Source organism: Nonomuraea sp. GTA35 (assembly GCF_041950525.1).
Taxonomy (GTDB): Bacteria; Actinomycetota; Actinomycetes; order Streptosporangiales; family Streptosporangiaceae; genus Nonomuraea.
In genome coordinates this window covers 26,631-43,750 of sequence record NZ_JBGNUV010000017.1, presented here as the reverse complement: position 1 = coordinate 43,750, position 17,120 = coordinate 26,631, and the positions used below count along the sequence as shown (strand labels likewise).

The following is a 17,120-nucleotide window of genomic DNA, read 5'->3' as shown; positions in this document are numbered from 1 at the left end:
ATCCGGCTTTGTGGGCCGTTCCGCCGCTCGCGAGCCGCGTCAGCGCGCCGTGGCCGCCTGCTTCTTGCGGGCCCGGTACGCCGCCGCCTTGACCTTGTTACCGCACGACTCCATGCCGCACCACTCCCGCCGCCCGCCCCGCGACCGGTCGATGAAGACCTTGGTGCACTCCGGGTTGGCGCACTCCTTCATCAGCGGCACGTCCGGCCCGCTGAGCAGCTCGATGGCGTGCCGCGCCACCGTGGACAGCGCCTGCTCAGGAGTCGCCTCCGTCCACCGGCCGGCGGCGGTGAGCCGGGGCGTCGCGGGCGGCGTGCGGGCCGCCTCGTTCACCAGCGCGAGCGCCTGCTCGTCGTAGCCGTCGCCCGCGAGCCGGGCGGTGACCAGCGCGTAGATGGCCTCCCGCACCTCCACGGCCCGCGCGAGGTCCCCCTCCTGGCAGGCGGGCGCCGCGTTGACGAGGCCGCACTCCACGTACCAGGAGTCGAGCGTGGCGGGGGCGTCCAGCGTCTCGAAGCGCGCCGTACGGCGGGCGCGCAGGGTGCAGGCGAAGTCGAGCGCGGGGTTGCCGCACAGGAAGACATGGTTCACATCACCAGTTTGACAGGTGACGTCCAGGTCGTGCAATCGGGAGGAGATGAGTGCGAAATGAAACAGCTCCGGGTTTGACTGGAGCCCGTACCGATCAACCCCACACATTCCGGGAACCTCATGAAAAGATTCCTGCTCGCTCTCCTCCTGGCCCTGGCCGTGCTCCCCGCGACCGCCGCCCACGCCCGTCCCCCCGCCGTCGTCTTCGACACCGACATGGACTTCGACGACGCCGCCACTATGGCCTACCTCGCCCAGGAGCACCGGGCAGGCCGCATCGAGCTGCGCGCCATCACCGTGACGAACAGCGGCGCCGGCTTACCCGGCCGGGCGATCCGGCACGCCAGGTGCCTGGCAGAGCGGCTCGGCCTGAGCGGCGTGCGGATCGCCGACGGCTCCGCCACCGGGCCGAACTCCTTCCCCGCCGACCTGCGCCGGCTCTTCGACCGGGTGCTGACGTCCGCCACCCCCGGCTGCGCGGGCGACGAGACGCCGTCAGCGGTCCGCGCGCCCGACCTGATCAGGAAGTTGCTGCGGGCCGACCCCTCCACCCAGATCATCGCCACCGGCCCGCTCACCAACCTGGCCGCCGCCCTGCCCTCCTCCGCCTCCCGGCTGACCTCGATGGGCGGCGCCGTGCACGTGCCGGGGAACCTGTGCTGCGGCACGCCGCCCGAGTTCGACGGGACGCAGGAGTTCAACTACTGGCTCGACCCCGCCGCCGCGCGGGCCGTGCTCACCGGCAGCCGGGGCGCCGTACGCATGGTGTCGCTGGACGCCGCCAACGAGGTGCCGATCACCGGCGCGTTCCTGGACCGGCTCGCCGCCGACCACCGCACCCCGGCCGCCGACACCGTGCTGGAGATCGTCACCCATCCCGAGGTGCGGCCCCTGATCGAGCAGGCCCTGCTCTACTGGTGGGACCCGCTCGCCGCGATGAGCGCCGTCCGCCCCGGGCACGTGGAGTTCACGTACGGGCGCGTGGACGTGGTGCCGAGCGGCCCGTCGGCGGGGCGCACGTTCCTCTCGCCGTCGGGAGGACCGCTCCGGTACGGCACGGCGGCCGGCACCGCCGCGTTCGAGCAGCGCTTCCTCGGCACCCTGAACGGGCGCCCGTGAGCAGGGGGACGCCGTGGCGAAGGGACGGGCCCGAAGGGCGGGCGTCCCTCGCGGTGAGAGCAGCCGCAAGCAGGCGAGCGGCCGTGATTGGAGGGCGGCCGTGGTTGGAGGGCGGCCGTGGTTGGAGGGCGGCCGGCTCCGTGTTCGGCGCGGAGCCGGTGCCTCGCCGGCAACGTAGCCGTACGGGCGCCGAGGTCTCAGGGCCGGAAGCGGTCGGTGGCCTGGATCAGCAGGCTGCGGATGCCCGGCTCGGAGCCGCCGTGGCCGGCGTCCTCGACGATCCGCAGCTCGGCTTCCGGCCAGGCCTGGTGCAGTGCCCACGCCTGGCCGGGCGGCGTCTTGACGTCGTAGCGGCCGTTGACGACGACCGCCGGGATGTGCCGGATGCGGTCGATGCCCGCCAGGAGGCCCTCCTCCGGCAGGAAGGCCCCGTTGGCGATGTAGTGGTGCGTGATGCGGGCGAAGGCCAGCAGCGCGGTGTCGTCGAGGTCGGGCGGGGTCACCGGCAGCAGCGTGTTCGCGGACAGCTCCCAGCCCATCCAGGCGCGGGCCGCGGGCACGTGCACGGCCGGATCGGGGTCGGTGATGCGGCGGCCGTAGGCGGCGACGAGGTCGTGCCGCTCGTCGGCGGGGATCGGGGCGACGAAGGCCGCCCACTCGGCCGGGAACAGGTGCGCAGCACCCGACGGCGTGAAGGACCACGCCTCGTCCCCGGGACGGACGAGCCACACGCCGCGCAGCACGAGCTCGGTGACCCGGTCGGGGTGTGCCTGCGCGTACGCCAGCCCGAGGGTGGTGCCCCAGCTCCCGCCGAAGACCAGCCAGCGCTCGACGGCGAGCCGCTCGCGCAGCCGTTCGATGTCGGCCACCAGGTGGGGTGTGGTGTTGTGCCGCAGCGAGACCTCCGGGTCGCCGGCGTAGGGCCGGCTGCGGCCGCAGTTGCGCTGGTCGAACAGCACGATGCGGTACGCGTCCGGGTCGAAGAAGCGCCGGTGGTCGGGAAGCAGGCCGCCGCCGGGGCCGCCGTGCAGGAACAGCGCGGGCTTGCCCGCCGGATTGCCGCAGGTCTCCCAGTAGATCTCGGCGCCGTCGCCGACGGGGAGCATGCCGCAGTCGTACGGCTCTGCCTTCGGATACCAGTCGATCACGCTACCGAAGATAGATCCCGCCAGGGACGCCTGCGCACCAGGGGGCGATGGCGCCGCCCACGCCCGGCCGCCGATGGCCGGCCCGCCACGGTCACGCGCAAGGCCACCCGCCGGTGACCGGTTCCCGGCGGCCACGCGCGAGGCCATCCGCCGGACGCCGGTTCGTGGCGGTCACGCGCGAGGCCGGCCGCACCCCGGACGCCGGTGTCCGGCTCGCGACGGTCTCGCGCGAGGCCGGGTCCCGGTGCCCGGGGTGGCCGTGTCGGTTCCCGCGGCGGCCGACCCGGAATCTCCCGCGTACGCGTGCTTCGCCCGGACGATCGCCGGCATGGCGCCGGTGCTGGAGCGTGGCGGCGTCGCCACGTCCGGGGAGGTCGGCATCGACACTCTCACCCACCGGCTCCGCGCTGCGGTTCGTGAGCACGGCTCTGTGCTCCACCCACCGGAGCTCGCCGGCGTCCGGGCCCGCGTACCGGGCAGGGATCAGGAGTTGCAGCCGCAGCTACAGCTGCTGGAGCACGAGCAGGAGGATCCGTGTCCGCACGAGCAGGATTTCATCGTCTTTGCCGTCATACCGGATACGTTGCACGGAACGACGTTCCCTGAACTCGCCGCGAGGCAACAAACACCCCGCCCGCACGGCAGGAAGATGCGCTCTAGGCGACCGGCTCCCGATGTGGGCGCGCCGCGGGTCGCGTACGGACCGCAGGATGGTGGGGTGATGTCGATCCATTCGCTTCCAGGGGAACCCGCGCCCCGAGCCGTACCGGTCCGTCGCCGTCGCGTCAGGGCCGCACCTGCGTCCCTACGTGCTGGGATGGGCGGGTTTCCGGGCCGGGCCCGGCGGAGCGGAGGCGCCCACCAGGATGCTGCCGCTCAACGCGGCCACCCTGATCATCGACTTCGCCGGCGCGGGCCCGATCGTCACCGGCCCCCGGAGCGCCGCGACGCTCTCGCCTCGTGCTCTCTGGCGTCACGGGGTGGCGGTCGGGCTCACCCCTGCCGGGGTGTCGGCGCTGCTCGGGACGCCCATGCGCGAGGTGGCCGGCGCGACCGTGCCCCTGGCGGACCTCCTCGGGGCCGCCCGTGCCGAGGAGCTGGCCGGCCGGCTGGCGGAACCGGCGAGCTGGGCGGCCCGCTTCGGCGTGCTGGAGCGGTGGCTGGTGGCGGCGGCGCCACGCACCGCCGCCGCGGGCTCCGACGGCCTGATCATGTACGCCTGGCGGCGGCTGCAGGAGCGGGAGAGGTCGCCGCAGGAGCCGGAGAGGTCGCGGCCCGGGCCGGCCGGGCGGCTCACGATCGAGGCCCTGGCCGGTGAGCTGGGCGTCAGCCGCCGCTACCTGGAGCTGGGCTTCCGCCGGGTGGTGGGCCTCACGCCCAAGACGGTGGCCAGGGTCGCCCGCTTCCAGCGGGCGGTGCACGCGCTGAGCCGGCCCTCGGCCACGCTGGGCCGGGCGGTCGCGTGCGGTTACGCCGACCAGCCCCACCTCGCCCGGGAGGTCCGCGCGATGGCGGGGATGACGCCGAAGCAGCTGTTCGCATTCGTTCAAGACACCGGGCGGCTCGCGCACTAGCGTGCCCGTCCATGACGCTCACCGGGACGACGGCGCTCGCGACAGGGGTTCTCGCGGCCGATCCCACCCTCGCCGACTTCGGCCACGACCCCCTCTGGATCACCGTCGTCAAGGCCGTGATGCTCTTCGCCTTCCTGGGGCTCGGGGTCGTCTTCGGGGTCTGGTTCGAGCGCAAGCTGATCTCGCGCATGCAGCACCGCTACGGCCCCAACCGGGCCGGCAAGTTCGGCCTGCTGCAGTCGGTCGCCGACGCGATCAAGATGGGCCTGAAGGAGGACATCTTCCCGCGGACGGTGGACAAGGTGCTCTACCTGCTGGCGCCGGTGATCATGGTGGTGCCGGCGTTCCTGGCCTTCTCCATCGTGCCGTTCGGGCCGGTGGTGAACCTGTTCGGGGTGGAGACGCCGCTGCAGCTGGTGGACCTGCCGGTGGCGGTGCTGTTCATGCTGGCCATGGGCGCGGTGTCGGTGTACGGCGTGGTGCTGGCCGGGTGGTCGTCGCGCTCGCCGTACGCGCTGCTGGGCGGGCTGCGCTCGGCGGCCCAGGTGGTCTCCTACGAGATCGCGATGGGGCTGTCGTTCGTGGCGATCTTCCTGTTCGCCGGGACGCTGTCCACCTCCGAGATCGTCAAGGCGCAGGAGCAGACCTGGTTCGCGGTGCTGCTCATCCCGTCCTTCCTGGTGTACGTGGTATGCATGTTCGGCGAGGCCGCGCGCATCCCGTTCGACCTGCCGGAGGGCGAGGGCGAGCTGGTCGGCGGGTTCCAGACCGAGTACTCCTCGTCGCTGAAGTTCGCGCTCATCATGATGGGCGAGTACCTGCACACCTTCACCGCCTCGGGCATCGCGGTGACGCTGTTCCTGGGCGGCTGGCGGGCTCCGGCGCCGATCTCCACGTTCTGGGAGGGCGCCAACCAGGGCTGGTGGCCGGTGCTGTGGTTCTTCATCAAGTTCGTGCTGACGTTCTGCTTCATCGTGTGGGTGCGCGCGTCGCTGCCGCGGGTGCGCTACGACCAGCTGATGTCGCTGGGCTGGAAGGTGCTGATCCCGGTCAACCTGGCCTGGATCCTGCTGGTGGCCGCGGTGCGCAACGTGGTGGTCAACGACGGCAACCGGACGCTCGGCATCGGGCTGGGCGTGGTCATCGTGATCGCCGCGCTGGCCATCTGGATGCGGTTCGACACCGTGAACCAGCGGCGCAAGGAGGCCAGGAAGGCACAGGTGGACGCCGAGTTCGCGCAACTGTCCGAGGAGCCGACGGCCGGTGGCTTCCCTGTGCCGCCGCTCGACCTGCCGCACTACCACGGGCCGTCCCGGCCTCCGGCTCGGCCGTCGACGACCGGCGGCTCCATCTGATCGACGGCTGAGCAGGCCGGAGATGCTCGCCACGCCCGGCAGGAGGTGGGTGTGGCGGAACGGCGCCGAGGGTGGCGGCATCCTGGCTGCCCGTGAGCACCCCGGCCACGATGCGGGCGCCGGCGTCGGTGCCGGCCCGCAGACCGGCGTGCGTGCGCCGGCGCACCGGCGGCTAGAGTCACGGCCGTGGCCCGTGAGGAGATCCTGCAGGATGGCGAGCATCGCAGGATCGTGCGCGTCGGCGACACCGTCCGCAGGCCCGTCCACCCGTGGACGCCGGCCGTCCACGCGCTGCTGCGGCACCTGGAGGAGGCCGGCTTCCCGTACTCGCCGCGCGTCCGGGGCATCGACGGGCAGGGCCGGGAGATCCTCACCTACCTGGAGGGCGAGTCCGGCCCGCAGGGCTGGGCCAGGGTGGTCGGCGACGCGGGGCTGGCGTCCTTCGCCCGCCTGCTGCGCGACTACCACGACGCGGTCGCCGGCTTCCGCCCGCCTGCCGGGCTGAGCTGGTTCACCGGCGAGGCCGAGCCGCGCGACGGCGAGGTGATCTGCCACGGCGACTTCGGCCCGTGGAACGTCGTCTGGCGCGGCGACCGCCCCGCCGGGATCCTCGACTGGGACTACGCCCTGCCCAGGCCCCGGCTGCACGACGTCGCCTACGCGCTGGAGTACGTGGCGCCCTTCCGCGACGACGCGGAATGCCTGCGCTGGCTGCGTCACCCCGCACCTCCCGACCGGCGTCGCCGCCTGGAGCTGTTCGCCGGCGCCTACGGCCTGCCGTCGGCGGCGGGCCTGGTGGACGCCGTCATCGAGGTGCAGCGGCACGGCATCGAGCAGGTCCGCTCCCTGGCGGCCGCCGGGCGGCAGCCCCAGGCCCACTGGGTCGCCGAGGGCCACCTCGACGACCTCCGAGGCAGGCTGGCCTGGAGCCTCGCCCACCGCCACCTGTTCGAGTGACGCGCTCCCCGGCCTGCGGGCGTGTCCCGGCGGCTCAGACGAGGAGGGTGGCGCCGTGCGCGCGGCCCTCCACGGCCTCCACGTAGACGCGGGCGACGTCGGCCACGGGGGTGCCGCCGGCGGGTCCATGCCGAGGGCGAGGAGGGTCTCGCGGACCCAGCCGGGGCTGACGGTGTTCAGCCGGACGTCTCGGGGCATCTCGATCGCGGCGGCCCGTACGAACGCCTCCAGACCCGCGTTGACCAGGTGCCCGAGGGAGCTCCCCCGGATCGGCTCGGCGAAGCGCCCGCTGGTGATCGTGACGGAGCCGCCGTCGCCGACGTGGGCGAGCGCCCTGCGGACCAGGTTCACCTGCCCGACGAGCTTGCCCTGGAGCCCGCGCCAGTAGTCCTCGTCCCGCCGCGTGTCCAGCGGGGTCAGGGCGCCGCTCGCCGCGCAGCACACCACCGCGTCCACCTGGCCGAGCCCGGCGAACAGGGCGTCGATGGAGGCGGCGTCGTCCAGGTCCGTGCGCATCGGGCCGCGGCGTGACACGCCCACGACGTCGTGCGCGCCGCCAGCGCCTGCGCGACCGCGCTGCCGATGGTCCCCGTCGCACCGATATGGTCCTCCCGAACGACGAGGGGCAGCGCGTGGCCGTCTACAACGCCGAGCCGGGCTCGCCGTCGGAGGCCGCGCTGCGGCTCCTCGCCGACCTGACCGCCACCGGCAGGGCGCCGGGAACCTTCTCCCCGGCCTGACCGCCACCGGGCCGAGGTGGACGGGCGCCACCTCCGCGCGGCACGCGGCGCACTCGCACGGCCACGCGACGCCCGGGCGCGGGGCTTCCTCCCCTCGGCGGCGTGGTCGAGCCCGGCGACGCCGCCGGCGGACACGTCAGCGCGGACGCCGTGCGTTTCCCGTGCCGTGACCGAGCAGGCCGGCTTCGGGAAGCCAGTGCCGCGGGTCGGCCGGATCGGGCGGGCGCGCGGGTCGCAGCTGGGCGAGCAGCGCGCGCAGGAGCGGGCGCGGGTTGCGCCGGTGCCAGACCACCGACCACGGCAGCAGCGGTACCGGTTCGACGATCGGGATCCGGCGCAGGCCGCTGCCCGCGGCGTCGATGCTCATCTCGCCCAGCCCCACGGCGCTCTTCTCCCGCAGGAACTGCTCCACCAGATGCCGCACGCCGATCGCGGGCGCGTTGAACCGCAGCGGGACGCCGAGCCGGGCGGCGAGGCGTTCCAGGTAGCCCCGCCACTCGGTGGCGCCTGCCGGGTCGGGCATCGCGATGCCACCGGCCCGCAGGTCCGCCGGACGCAGCTCGCTCTTGCCGGCGAGCACGTGATCCTCCGGCACGAAGGCGGCCAGCGGCTCCAGGTGGACGAGCCGGTGCGCCAGCTCCTCCGGCCACGGCCCTGGCAGGTCGTGCGCCCGCCCGAAGGCGGCGTCGATCTCCTGCCGGCGCAGCGCCGGCAGCGCGACCGCCAGCCCCTGCCGCATGCTCAGCTCCACCCGCAGCCGCGGGTCGCGCTCGCTGGCCTCGCGTACCAGGCGCAACGGCGTGAACCGCTCGTCGTAGACGTCCACCCGGATCGGGTCGCCGTCCGCGCGGACCGCCTCGACGGCCTGGTCGAACGCCGCCACCGCCGCCACCGCCCCGGGCAGGAAGCGCCGCCCGGCCGCCGTCAGCTCGATGGACCGGGTGGTCCGCTCGAACAGCGCGATGCCGAGGGCCTCCTCCAGCCTGCGGATGCGTTTCGACAGCGCCTGCTGGGTGATGAACAGCCGCGCTCCGGCCCTGCCGAAGTGCAGCTCTTCCGCGGTCACCACGAAGGCCCGCATGCCTGATATGTCCGCATCCACGCTCAGGAGCGTGGACTGACAACGATCGGTTGTCAATCCGGCGCCGATCGCTGTTGGACAGGGGCGGCGGCGACCGGGTTACCTGGTCGTCGCGACGAGGGAAGGCGGAACAGTGGAGATCGTGGAGATTCGCCGGGAGCTGCACCTGCTGCGGCCGGCGTTCGGGCAGGCGTACCTGTGGAACGACGCGGGCGCGCTCACGCTGATCGACACGGGCATCGCCACCAGCGGGGACGAGATCGCCGAGGCGATCGGCCGGCTCGGCCTGCGTACGGACGCCGTACGCCAGGTCGTGCTCACCCACTACCACGAGGACCACTGCGGCGGCGCGGCGGCGATCGCGGCGTGGGGTGACGTGACCGTGCTGGCGCACAGGGTGGAGGCGCCGGTGATCAGGGGCGAGGTGCCCGCGCCGCCACCGGACTTCACCGACGAGGAGCGGGCGCTGCACCGCAGCCTCGGCGCCCACCTGCTGCCCCCGGCCCCGCCGTGCCGCGTGGACCGGGAGCTGGAGGACGGCGACCTGATCGGCTTCGGCGGCGGAGCCCGCGTGATCGCCACCCCCGGGCACACCGCCGGCAGCATCGCCGTCCACGTGACGGGGGCGGGGGTGCTGTTCACCGGCGACACCGTGGCGCACGTCGACGGGCAGGTCATGCCGGGGGTGTTCAACATGGACCGCGACGAGATGCTCCGCTCGTTCCGACGGCTCGCCGAGCTCGACGTGGAGGTCGCCTGCGTGGGTCACGGCGACCCCGTCATGGACGCCCGGACCGCGCTCCGGGCGGCGGCCGCGTCAGCGTCGTAGCGCCCACCAGGCAGGACGTCCTCCCGGGTGGCGGCGTCCGCCGTCGGGTCGCGTCCGCGCGAGGAGGCCGCGCGCCCGTCATGGCGTCGCGTCGGCAGGAGGAGGCCGCCCACCCGTCATGGCGTCGCGTCCGCAGGAGCAGGCTGCCCTACCCGGCGTGGCGGGTCGTCCTCCTGGCGAGCAGGGCGGCGAGGTAGCAGCCGCCGATCACGGTGGTCACCACCCCCACGGGCAGGGCGACCGGGGCCAGCAGGAGCTGCGCGGCCAGGTCGGCGGCCAGCAGCAGCACCGCGCCCGACAGCGCCGCCGGGACCAGCGCCACGCCGGGCGCGCGTGTCAGCAGCCGGCCGATCTGCGGCGCGGCCAGCGCGATGAACACGATGGGCCCGGCCACCGCCGTCACCGTCGCCGTGCAGCCGACGCCCGCCAGCACCAGCAGCAGCCGCAGCCGGCTCAGGCGCACGCCCGACGCGAGCGCCTGGTCGTCGCCGAGCGCCGTCTGGTGCATGGCGGGCGCGAGCGCGGCCAGCAGCAGGGCGAGGGCGGCGATGACCGCGAACGGCAGGACGACCTCGTGCCAGTCCAGGCCGTTCAGCGAGCCCGCGCTCCAGCCGGTGGCGGCCAGCGCCACCTCCATGTCGGCACGCAGCACGATCCACGAGTTGAGCGCCGTCAGCATGGCGTTCACGGCGATGCCGACCACGACCAGGCGCAGGCCGCCCAGCCCCGAGCCGAGCGACAGGGCGTAGACGGCCGCCGCCGCCAGCAGGCCGCCCGCGATGGAGCCGGCCGCCAGAGAGGCGGGGCCGCCGCCCAGCACGGTGATCGCGAACAGCGCGCCCGTGTAGGCGCCCGCGTCCAGGCCGACGACGTCGGGGCTGCCGAGCGGGTTGCGGGTCAGGCTCTGGAAGACCGCGCCCGCCAGGCCCAGCGCCGCGCCGAACACCAGCGCCGCCAGCACCCTGGGCAGGCGCCACTCCCGCACCACGACGACCGAGCCGCCGTGACCGGCCAGCGCGGCCAGCACGTCGCCGGGCGCCGTCCACGACCCGCCGAGGCAGAGCCCCAGCAGGGCCAGGCCCAGGGCCGCGGCCAGCAGCGTGCCGGACACCGCCAGCGTCCTGCGACCGGCCCTGATCGAGTACGCGCCGACGCGCACGACCACGTGCCGGCCTGCGGGGAAGCCCGGGTGCGCGCTCACGACGGCACCCGCCCGCGCCGCCGTACCGCCCAGATGAGCACGGGCGCGCCCACGAACGCCGTCACCACCGCCACCGGCACCTCGCCCGTCGGCAGCAGCACCCGCGCGCCGACGTCCGAGGCCAGCAGCAGCACCGGACCCAGCACCATCGTGTACGCCATCAGCCACGGGATCGACGCGCCCGCCGGGCGCCTGGCCAGGTGCGGCACCATGAGCCCCAGGAAGGCGATCGGCCCCGCGACGGCGGTGGCGGCCCCGGCGAGCAGGGTGACCAGCACCAGCACGATCACCCTGGTCCGCAGCACGTGCCCGCCGAGCGACCGCGCGACCTCCTCCCCCAGCACGAGCGCGCCGAGCGGCCTGGCGACCAGGGCCGCGCACGCCAGCGCGACCACGATCGTCACGGCGGGCAGGGTGAGCGGCACCTGCTCGTGCCCGGCCAGCGAGCCGACCGACCAGAACCGGTAGCGGTCGAACACGTCCGGCAGCATCAGGCGCAGGCCGAGCGAGATCCCGGCGAGCACGGAGCTGAGCGCGACGCCGGTCAGCACCAGGCGCAGCGGCGCGGCCGAGCCGAGCGCGTGGACCAGGACGGCCGCCAGCGCGGCCCCGAGCGAGGCCAGCAGGAGCTGCGCCACCTGGCCGCCCGCCAGCCCGAGCACGCCGCCGATGTTGATCGCGAAGCCGGCGCCCGCGGTCACGCCCAGGATCCCGGGCTCCGCGAGCGGGTTGCGCGTCAGCGTCTGGACCAGCGTGCCGGCCGTGCCGAGCGCCGCGCCGACGCAGATGCCGAGGAGCGTGCGCGGCCCCCGCACGTCGTGCACGATCAGGTACGCCTCGCCGCCCGCCGCGCCGGTGAGCGCACGCCAGATCTCGGCGGGCGCGATCGTCTGCGCCCCCACGCAGAGGCTCGCGACCACCGCGACGAGCAGCAGCAGCACGCAGGCGGCGAGCACGACCGGCCGGTGGGCCCGCGAGGCGCGCGGCCCGGCGCGGTCGTCCGTCCCCGGCCGTCCGGGACGGTCAGTCGTCGTCAAGATCGGCGACTCCGCGCTTCCAGTAGCCGGTGAACAGCGACTCCATCCGGCCGGCGCTCCACGAGCGCAGCGGCTTGATGTCGTTCGCCTCTCCTGCCGCGAACAGGAACGTGGGCACGTCCGGCAGCCGCAGGCCCCGCACGGTCTCGGCCAGCGACGACCGCTCGCCGTCGCGGACGAGCCAGATCACCTCCACGCCGTCGCGCTTGTCCAGCGGGTACGCGTGCTCGGCCGGGTCGTCGGTGTCGATCACCAGGTGCGCGGAGACCCCGGACGGCGACTCCTCCAGCCACCGGGCCGCGGCGGGCAGCGCGGTGGAGTCGACGGCGAACACGTAATGCCCGTACGACGGCGGGAACGTCTTGGTCCCCGGGGGCCCGGCGACGGCCACCTCCTCGCCGGCCTCGACGCCGGCCGCCCAGGTCGCCGCGACGCCACCCGCGTGCAGCACGACGTCCAGGTCCAGCTCGCGCGCGGCCGCGTCGTAGCGGCGCACGGTGTACTTGCGCGTCGTCGGGAACGGCTTGGGCCAGTCCAGCATCTGCTGGTCGTTGGGCACCGGGAGCCTGCGCGTGCCGTCGGGGTCAGGGAAGACGACCCTGATGTGGTCGTCGCACACGTAGCTGTGGAAGCCGTCGAGGCCGGGGCCCGTCAGGGTGAGGCGGAGCATGCGCGGGGTCACGAGCTCCCGCCTGCCGACCGTGACCGTGCGGATCCCGATCGGGTACGGGATGCGGGTCACGCCGGTCCCGGTGGCGTGGTGGGCCGCGACCCTGGGGCCCGGGTCGCTCCGGTCGATGCTCATGACTCCCCCAGCGGCGCGAGCGCCTGGTCGACGGCGTCCAGGGTCTTCATCGCGGCCGCGTACGTGGCCGCCTCCGTGTAGCGGATGGCGAACGTCCTGCCTGCCTTGACCGCGGGCAGGTTCTTCCACAGCTCGGAGTCGAGCACGTACTTGACGGCCTCGTTGGGCGTGCCGTCGGGCTGCACCGAGTACGTGATCGCGTCGGCCTCGCCGAGGCTCTCGGTCAGCTCCTCGATCGAGGGGTACTCCGAGACGTCCTTGCTGCCGCCGCCCTTCACCTTGACCCGGCCGTAGTAGGTGACGCCGACGTCCTGGGCGATGTTGGTGCCCCACGAGCCGGCGAACTCGCGCTGGAAGGTGCCCTTGGCGACCTCCCCGTACGAGCCCACGTGGCCGAACTTCAGCCCCGCCAGCGCGTCCTTGTGCTTGGCGGCCAGCTCTGCGGCCTTCTTCTCGTAGGCGGCCTTGGCCTGCCCGAAGTTCGCGGCGCGGCCGGCGGCGTCGGACTGGCGCTGGGAGAGCTCGCGCCACGCGGACGGGATGGTGGGGCCGATCGCGACGACGGGCGCGATGGACTTCAGCCGCTCCACGTCCACGTCGGCCAGCACCGGCTGCGGGACTCCGATGACGATGAGGTCCGGCTTGACCTTGGCGATGGCCTCGTAGTTCGTCTCGGCCGCGGCCTCGCCCGCGACCTTCTCGATGCGGTCGTACGTGGCCCGGTCCTCTTCCGACATCAGTGGCAGGCCGCGCTGCCAGCTCGAGATGCCGACCAGCGCGGCGTCGGCCTCGATGAGCGCGGGCACCGCGTACCCCGTGGCGACGACCCGTCTGGGGTCGGCCGGGATGGTGATCCGGCCGTTGTCCGCGGTGAAGACGCGGGTCGCGGCGGCGGCCGCCGGCTGCTCCGCGGAGCCCGCCGAACCGCAGCCGGCCACCATGGCGAGCGTGAGAACGGTGGCCCCGGCGGTGCGCCGGAGCTGAACAGAGTGCATGGAGGGGCTTCCTTCGACAGCCTTGAGAACGAACTTAGGTTACCCTTACCAAAGTTGCCGCTGATGTCGCTGGGAGGCCAACCGATGTCGCCGAGACGCCACTCCGTGACGGTCACCGAGCCCGTCGGCACGGACCCGCTCTGGTGCGAGGAGTACGGCTACGGCCTCGGCCGGATCGAGGGCATCCTCGTGCTCAAGTACCGCTCCGCGGCCGTGCTGGAGTTCGGCGAGAGCCGCCAGGACTTCCTGCACCAGCTCTACTGGTCCCCCGACGGGATGCTGTCGGCCAGGTACGGGGCGCGCACCCAGTTCGTGGGGCACCGGGAGGCGTTCTGGGTCCACCGGGCCGTCACCCACGAGGTGCGGGCCGCCGACCGGCAGACCGTCTACCGGATCTGCCTGCGCGAGACGCCCCCGGCGCTCGCCGGGCTGCGGGCCGGCGCGGTGTCGATGGGTCCGGAGGCGGCCCGGCTCATCGAGGCCATCGCCCGCCCGTCCTGTGACGAGGCGGAGGCCCTCGCCGCCCGGGCGCGCATCATGGCCGGGCTCGGCCCGACCACCGCCGACTTCGTCGGCCACCACGCGAACGGGACCGGGTTCGCGCTCACCGTGGCGCGGGCGCTCTCCCACGACCCCGCCGAGGAGGCCGGGCTGGCGGAGTGGGCCGAGCGGCTGCACGTCAGCGTCAAGACGCTGCAGCGCGACTTCGAGCGGGAGTTCGGCATGCCGTACTCGAAGGTGCGCACCAAGCTGCGGCTCAGCACGTCGCGGGTGCTGCTGGAGACCCGCCCGGTGGCCGAGGTGGCGCACCGGGTCGGCTACTCCAGCCCGTCGGCGTTCATCACGGCCTTCACCAGGGAGTACGGCTGCACGCCCGGCCGCTACGCCGAGCGCGAGTACGACAGCGGCGGCTGAGCCGACTGCAGCAGCTTGGCGCTGATCTGCTTGCGGGAGACGATGCCGAGCTTGGTGAAGACCTTGCGCAGGTGCCACTCGACGGTGTGCGGGCTGATGAAGAGCTGGGCGCCGATCTCGGGGTTGGTCAGCCCGTCGCCGGCCAGCCGGGCGATCTGCGCCTCCTGGGCGGTGAGCGTGGCGCGCTCGTCCACGGTGCGCTTGCGTACCGTCTCGCCGGTGGCCTGCAGCTCCCGCCTGGCGCGCTCCGCGAACGCCTCCGCCCCCATCTGGCTGAGCGACTCGTAGGCGAGGCTCAGCTGCTCGCGGGCGTCGACGCGGCGGCTCTCCCTGCGCAGCCACTCGCCGTAGAGCAGCCGGGCCCGGGCCAGCGACGTGCGGACCTCGGTGCGGCCGAGCCGCTCGATCGCCTCCCGGTACAGGGGCTCGGCCTCCGGCCCGTCGCACACCTGGGCGCGCACCAGCGCCGAGGTGCCGGCGGCCCACTCGGTGCCGGCGGCCTGCGCCATCTCCTCGATCCGCCGGGCGGCCTCGGCGGCCCGGGCCGGCCGCCCGGTCCGCGCGGCGGCCTCGACCAGCTCGATCATCGACCTCATGTACGTCCCGCCGAGCGCCTCGGGGTGCTCGGCGGAGCGCTCGGCCGCGGCGTAGGCGTCCTCGTAACGGCCGAGACCGTTGCAGAGCACCGCGGTGGCCCACTGGGTGGCGGTGCCCACCTTGCCCTCGCCCTGGATGGCCGGGTCGCGCAGGACCGCCTCGCGCGCCTGGCCCGTCGCGGGCTCCCGGCCTCGCCAGGCCTCCAGCACCAGGGCCGAGTACTGGGCCAGGGAGCGGCTGCCCGTCACCTCGCCGATCGTCGCCGCCTCGGCGACCAGCACGTCGGCCAGCTCCAGCTCGCCGGCCAGGACCCGGTTCGCCACGAGCATGTGCAGGGCCGATGCCAGCACGGACAGCGCGCCCGTCTCGCGGGCCAGGTCGGCCAGCCTCGCCGAGAGCACCGACCAGGTCTCGAAGTCCCAGACGTTGTGGGCCATGCGGCACGCGAACGGCAGCCAGCCGAGGCCTTCCTCCCTGGACACGCCGTCGGCACGGAAGGCGTCGAGGGCCTGGCGCACCAGCGGCACGCCCGCCGCGTACCCCTCCGTCGCCGCCAGGGCCACGCCGTTCAGCAGCAGGTCGTTGCGCTTCGGCGGCGGGCCGGGCGGCGCGGCGAGGGTCGCCTCGGCGATGTCCACCGCCTGGGCGCCGCTCGGCAGGCGGCCGGCGGCCATGGCCGCGTTCAGCGCGTCGCGGTAGGTCTCGCGGGCCAGCCCGGCGTCCAGCGGCTCCAGCCGCCTGGCGGCCTTGAGCAGCAGCGGCAGGGCGGCGCCCGCGCTGGTGGAGGCGAACGTGATCTGGCCGCGCAGCAGGTCGGCCTGGGCGCGGTCACGTTCGTCCAGGGGGCTGAGCTCCGCCGCGTCCAGGAGGCCGCGGGCGGCGTCGTACCCGCCGGCCCGGTACTTGGCCCGCGCCGCCGCCAGCCCCCTGACCCCGCGGCGGGCGGGATCGGGCGTCAGCTCGGCCGCCCGCTCCAGGAACGCGGCCGCCGCCGCCACGCCGCCGCGCGCGTGCGCCCGCTCGGCCGAGCGCTCCAGCTCGGCGGCCACCTCCTCGTCGGCGCAGGCCGTCGCGTTGGCCAGGTGCCAGGCCCGGCGGTCGGGATCGGCCTCCGGGTCGGTCGCGTCGGCCAGCGCGCGGTGCGCGCGCTGCCGGGCCTCCAGGGTCGACACCCGGTACGTCATCGAACGCACGAGTGGATGGCGGAACCGCACCCGCGTCCCGATGGTGACCAGCCCCGCCGCCTCGGCCGGCGCCGCGGCGGCGCCCTCGATGCCCAGCAGCTCCAGCGCCCGCCTCAGCAGGGTCACGTCGCCCACCGGCTCGGCCGCCGCGACGAGCAGCAGCTGCTGCGTCTCGGGGGGCAGCGGCCGGAAGCGCCGCAGGAAGCTCTCCTCTATCTGGCCGGCCAGCGGCCCCGCGTCGGGCCGGCCGAACCCGCCCGCCAGCTCCGCGGGCGTCAGCCCCTGCGGCAGCTCCAGCAGCGCCAGCGGGTTGCCCTGCGCCTCGGCCACGATGCGGTCCCTGACCCGGTCGTCCATGCGCCCGGTGGTCACGGAGTCCAGCAGGGCCCGGGCGTCGCTGTCGCCCAGCCGTGCCACCTCCAGCTGCGGCAGCCCGGCCAGCTCGGTCTCCAGGAACGGCTCGCGTACCGCCAGCACCAGCCCGACCCGCTCGGCGAGCAGGCGCCGCGCCACGAACGCGAGGGTCTGCGCGGAGACGTGGTCGAGCCACTGCGCGTCATCGACCAGGCAGATCAGCGGCTCCCTCTCGGAGGCGTCGGCGAGCAGGCTGAGCACCGCCAGCCCCACCAGGAAGCGGTCCGGCGGCGTGCCCGCGCTCAGGCCGAACGCGGTGCCGAGCGCGTCGCGCTGCGGATCGGGCAGCCGGTCGAGCCGGTCCAGGAACGGGGCGCAGAGCTGGTGCAGCCCGCCGTAGGCCAGCTCCATCTCCGACTCCACGCCCGCCGCCCTGGCGATCCGGCAGCCGGCCGCGCTGCCGCGCGCGTACTCCAGCAGCGCCGTCTTGCCGATGCCGGCCTCGCCCCGCAGGACCAGCACCGAGCTGCGGCCGTCCTGCACGGTCGCCACCAGCCGGTCCAGCGTCTCGCACTCGATCCGCCGGCCACGCAGCTGCGACTTGGCATCCGTGCTCACCATGGGCTCTGCTCTCCACC

The 17,120-nt window shown here is 74.5% G+C and carries 15 protein-coding genes and 1 pseudogene; 7 read left to right on the top strand and 9 right to left on the bottom strand.

Translation table 11 applies throughout. The features are described 5' to 3' along the window. Positions 1–39: 39 nt before the first annotated feature. Entirely contained in the window at positions 40–591 is a 552-nt protein-coding gene (locus ACBJ32_RS49230; RefSeq protein ID WP_357876577.1) for a CGNR zinc finger domain-containing protein, read from the bottom strand. A 120-nt stretch (positions 592–711) separates the two neighbouring features. Here ACBJ32_RS49230 and ACBJ32_RS49225 point away from each other — a divergent pair, with 120 nt between their 5' ends. Next, positions 712–1,710, top strand: a complete 999-nt coding sequence (locus ACBJ32_RS49225) for a nucleoside hydrolase (protein WP_375132803.1) — start codon at positions 712–714, stop codon at positions 1,708–1,710. A gap of 197 nt (positions 1,711–1,907) precedes the next feature. Here ACBJ32_RS49225 and pip read toward each other — a convergent pair whose 3' ends face one another. Continuing rightward, on the bottom strand, positions 1,908–2,858 hold the full coding sequence (pip, locus tag ACBJ32_RS49220; RefSeq protein WP_375132802.1) for a prolyl aminopeptidase: 951 nt from the start codon (positions 2,856–2,858) through the stop codon (positions 1,908–1,910). A gap of 809 nt (positions 2,859–3,667) precedes the next feature. Between pip and ACBJ32_RS49215 the strand changes: the two genes are divergently transcribed. From ACBJ32_RS49215 to ACBJ32_RS49205, 3 genes are all read left to right on the top strand, one after another. After that, positions 3,668–4,432, top strand: a complete 765-nt coding sequence (locus tag ACBJ32_RS49215; protein WP_375132801.1) for a helix-turn-helix transcriptional regulator — start codon at positions 3,668–3,670, stop codon at positions 4,430–4,432. Between the two features lie 11 nt (positions 4,433–4,443). Next, the gene (nuoH, locus tag ACBJ32_RS49210; RefSeq protein ID WP_375132800.1) at positions 4,444–5,787 is read left to right on the top strand and encodes an NADH-quinone oxidoreductase subunit NuoH; all 1,344 of its coding nucleotides are present in this window, start codon (positions 4,444–4,446) and stop codon (positions 5,785–5,787) included. A gap of 186 nt (positions 5,788–5,973) precedes the next feature. Beyond that, complete coding sequence (locus ACBJ32_RS49205; RefSeq protein WP_375132799.1) at positions 5,974–6,744, top strand: phosphotransferase; 771 nt, start codon at positions 5,974–5,976, stop codon at positions 6,742–6,744. A 156-nt stretch (positions 6,745–6,900) separates the two neighbouring features. Here the strand turns inward: ACBJ32_RS49205 and ACBJ32_RS49200 are convergent. Beyond that, positions 6,901–7,260, bottom strand: a pseudogene (locus ACBJ32_RS49200) (SDR family oxidoreductase); the annotation flags it as partial. A gap of 86 nt (positions 7,261–7,346) precedes the next feature. Here ACBJ32_RS49200 and ACBJ32_RS49195 point away from each other — a divergent pair. Further along, entirely contained in the window at positions 7,347–7,484 is a 138-nt protein-coding gene (locus tag ACBJ32_RS49195) for a hypothetical protein (RefSeq protein ID WP_375132798.1), read from the top strand. 136 nt (positions 7,485–7,620) lie between these two features. Here the strand turns inward: ACBJ32_RS49195 and ACBJ32_RS49190 are convergent, their stop codons facing one another. Further along, positions 7,621–8,586: a LysR family transcriptional regulator gene (locus tag ACBJ32_RS49190; RefSeq protein ID WP_375132797.1), complete on the bottom strand. Its 966-nt coding sequence runs from the start codon at positions 8,584–8,586 to the stop codon at positions 7,621–7,623. Positions 8,587–8,707: 121 nt separating this feature from the next. Between ACBJ32_RS49190 and ACBJ32_RS49185 the strand changes: the two genes are divergently transcribed. Next, positions 8,708–9,394 carry an MBL fold metallo-hydrolase gene (locus tag ACBJ32_RS49185; RefSeq protein ID WP_375132796.1) on the top strand — a complete coding sequence of 229 codons (687 nt, stop codon included), beginning with the start codon at positions 8,708–8,710 and terminating at the stop codon, positions 9,392–9,394. Positions 9,395–9,542: 148 nt separating this feature from the next. On the opposite strand, the gene ACBJ32_RS49180 is transcribed toward ACBJ32_RS49185, so the two are convergent. The 4 genes from ACBJ32_RS49180 to ACBJ32_RS49165 are packed head-to-tail and all read right to left on the bottom strand — an operon-like array spanning position 9,543 to position 13,432. Continuing rightward, positions 9,543–10,595: a FecCD family ABC transporter permease gene (locus ACBJ32_RS49180; protein ID WP_375132795.1), complete on the bottom strand. Its 1,053-nt coding sequence runs from the start codon at positions 10,593–10,595 to the stop codon at positions 9,543–9,545. Next, positions 10,592–11,632 (bottom strand): FecCD family ABC transporter permease, encoded by a 1,041-nt coding sequence (locus ACBJ32_RS49175; protein ID WP_375132794.1) that lies wholly within the window; start codon positions 11,630–11,632, stop codon positions 10,592–10,594. Before ACBJ32_RS49175 ends, ACBJ32_RS49180 begins: the two co-directional genes overlap by 4 nt. After that, the gene (locus ACBJ32_RS49170) at positions 11,619–12,437 is read right to left on the bottom strand and encodes a siderophore-interacting protein (protein WP_375132793.1); all 819 of its coding nucleotides are present in this window, start codon (positions 12,435–12,437) and stop codon (positions 11,619–11,621) included. The genes ACBJ32_RS49175 and ACBJ32_RS49170 overlap by 14 nt, the downstream gene beginning before the upstream one ends. Next, positions 12,434–13,432 (bottom strand): ABC transporter substrate-binding protein, encoded by a 999-nt coding sequence (locus ACBJ32_RS49165; protein WP_375132792.1) that lies wholly within the window; start codon positions 13,430–13,432, stop codon positions 12,434–12,436. The genes ACBJ32_RS49170 and ACBJ32_RS49165 overlap by 4 nt, the downstream gene beginning before the upstream one ends. 84 nt (positions 13,433–13,516) lie before the next feature. Here ACBJ32_RS49165 and ACBJ32_RS49160 point away from each other — a divergent pair, with 84 nt between their 5' ends. Beyond that, the gene (locus ACBJ32_RS49160; protein ID WP_375132791.1) at positions 13,517–14,347 is read left to right on the top strand and encodes a helix-turn-helix transcriptional regulator; all 831 of its coding nucleotides are present in this window, start codon (positions 13,517–13,519) and stop codon (positions 14,345–14,347) included. Here ACBJ32_RS49160 and ACBJ32_RS49155 read toward each other — a convergent pair. Next, on the bottom strand, positions 14,314–17,103 hold the full coding sequence (locus tag ACBJ32_RS49155; RefSeq protein WP_375132790.1) for an AAA family ATPase: 2,790 nt from the start codon (positions 17,101–17,103) through the stop codon (positions 14,314–14,316). The genes ACBJ32_RS49160 and ACBJ32_RS49155 overlap by 34 nt on opposite strands. Positions 17,104–17,120 lie beyond the last annotated feature (17 nt).

Bases quoted from the DNA above. Each gene is read 5' to 3' on its own strand.
- ACBJ32_RS49225 (WP_375132803.1), top strand. From the start codon at position 712: ATGAAAAGATTCCTGCTCGCTCTCCTCCTGGCCCTGGCCGTGCTCCCC.
- nuoH (WP_375132800.1), top strand. From the start codon at position 4,444: ATGACGCTCACCGGGACGACGGCGCTCGCGACAGGGGTTCTCGCGGCC.
- ACBJ32_RS49195 (WP_375132798.1), top strand. From the start codon at position 7,347: ATGGTCCTCCCGAACGACGAGGGGCAGCGCGTGGCCGTCTACAACGCC.
- ACBJ32_RS49170 (WP_375132793.1), bottom strand. From the start codon at position 12,437: ATGAGCATCGACCGGAGCGACCCGGGCCCCAGGGTCGCGGCCCACCAC.
- ACBJ32_RS49165 (WP_375132792.1), bottom strand. From the start codon at position 13,432: ATGCACTCTGTTCAGCTCCGGCGCACCGCCGGGGCCACCGTTCTCACG.
- ACBJ32_RS49160 (WP_375132791.1), top strand. From the start codon at position 13,517: ATGTCGCCGAGACGCCACTCCGTGACGGTCACCGAGCCCGTCGGCACG.
- ACBJ32_RS49155 (WP_375132790.1), bottom strand. From the start codon at position 17,103: ATGGTGAGCACGGATGCCAAGTCGCAGCTGCGTGGCCGGCGGATCGAG.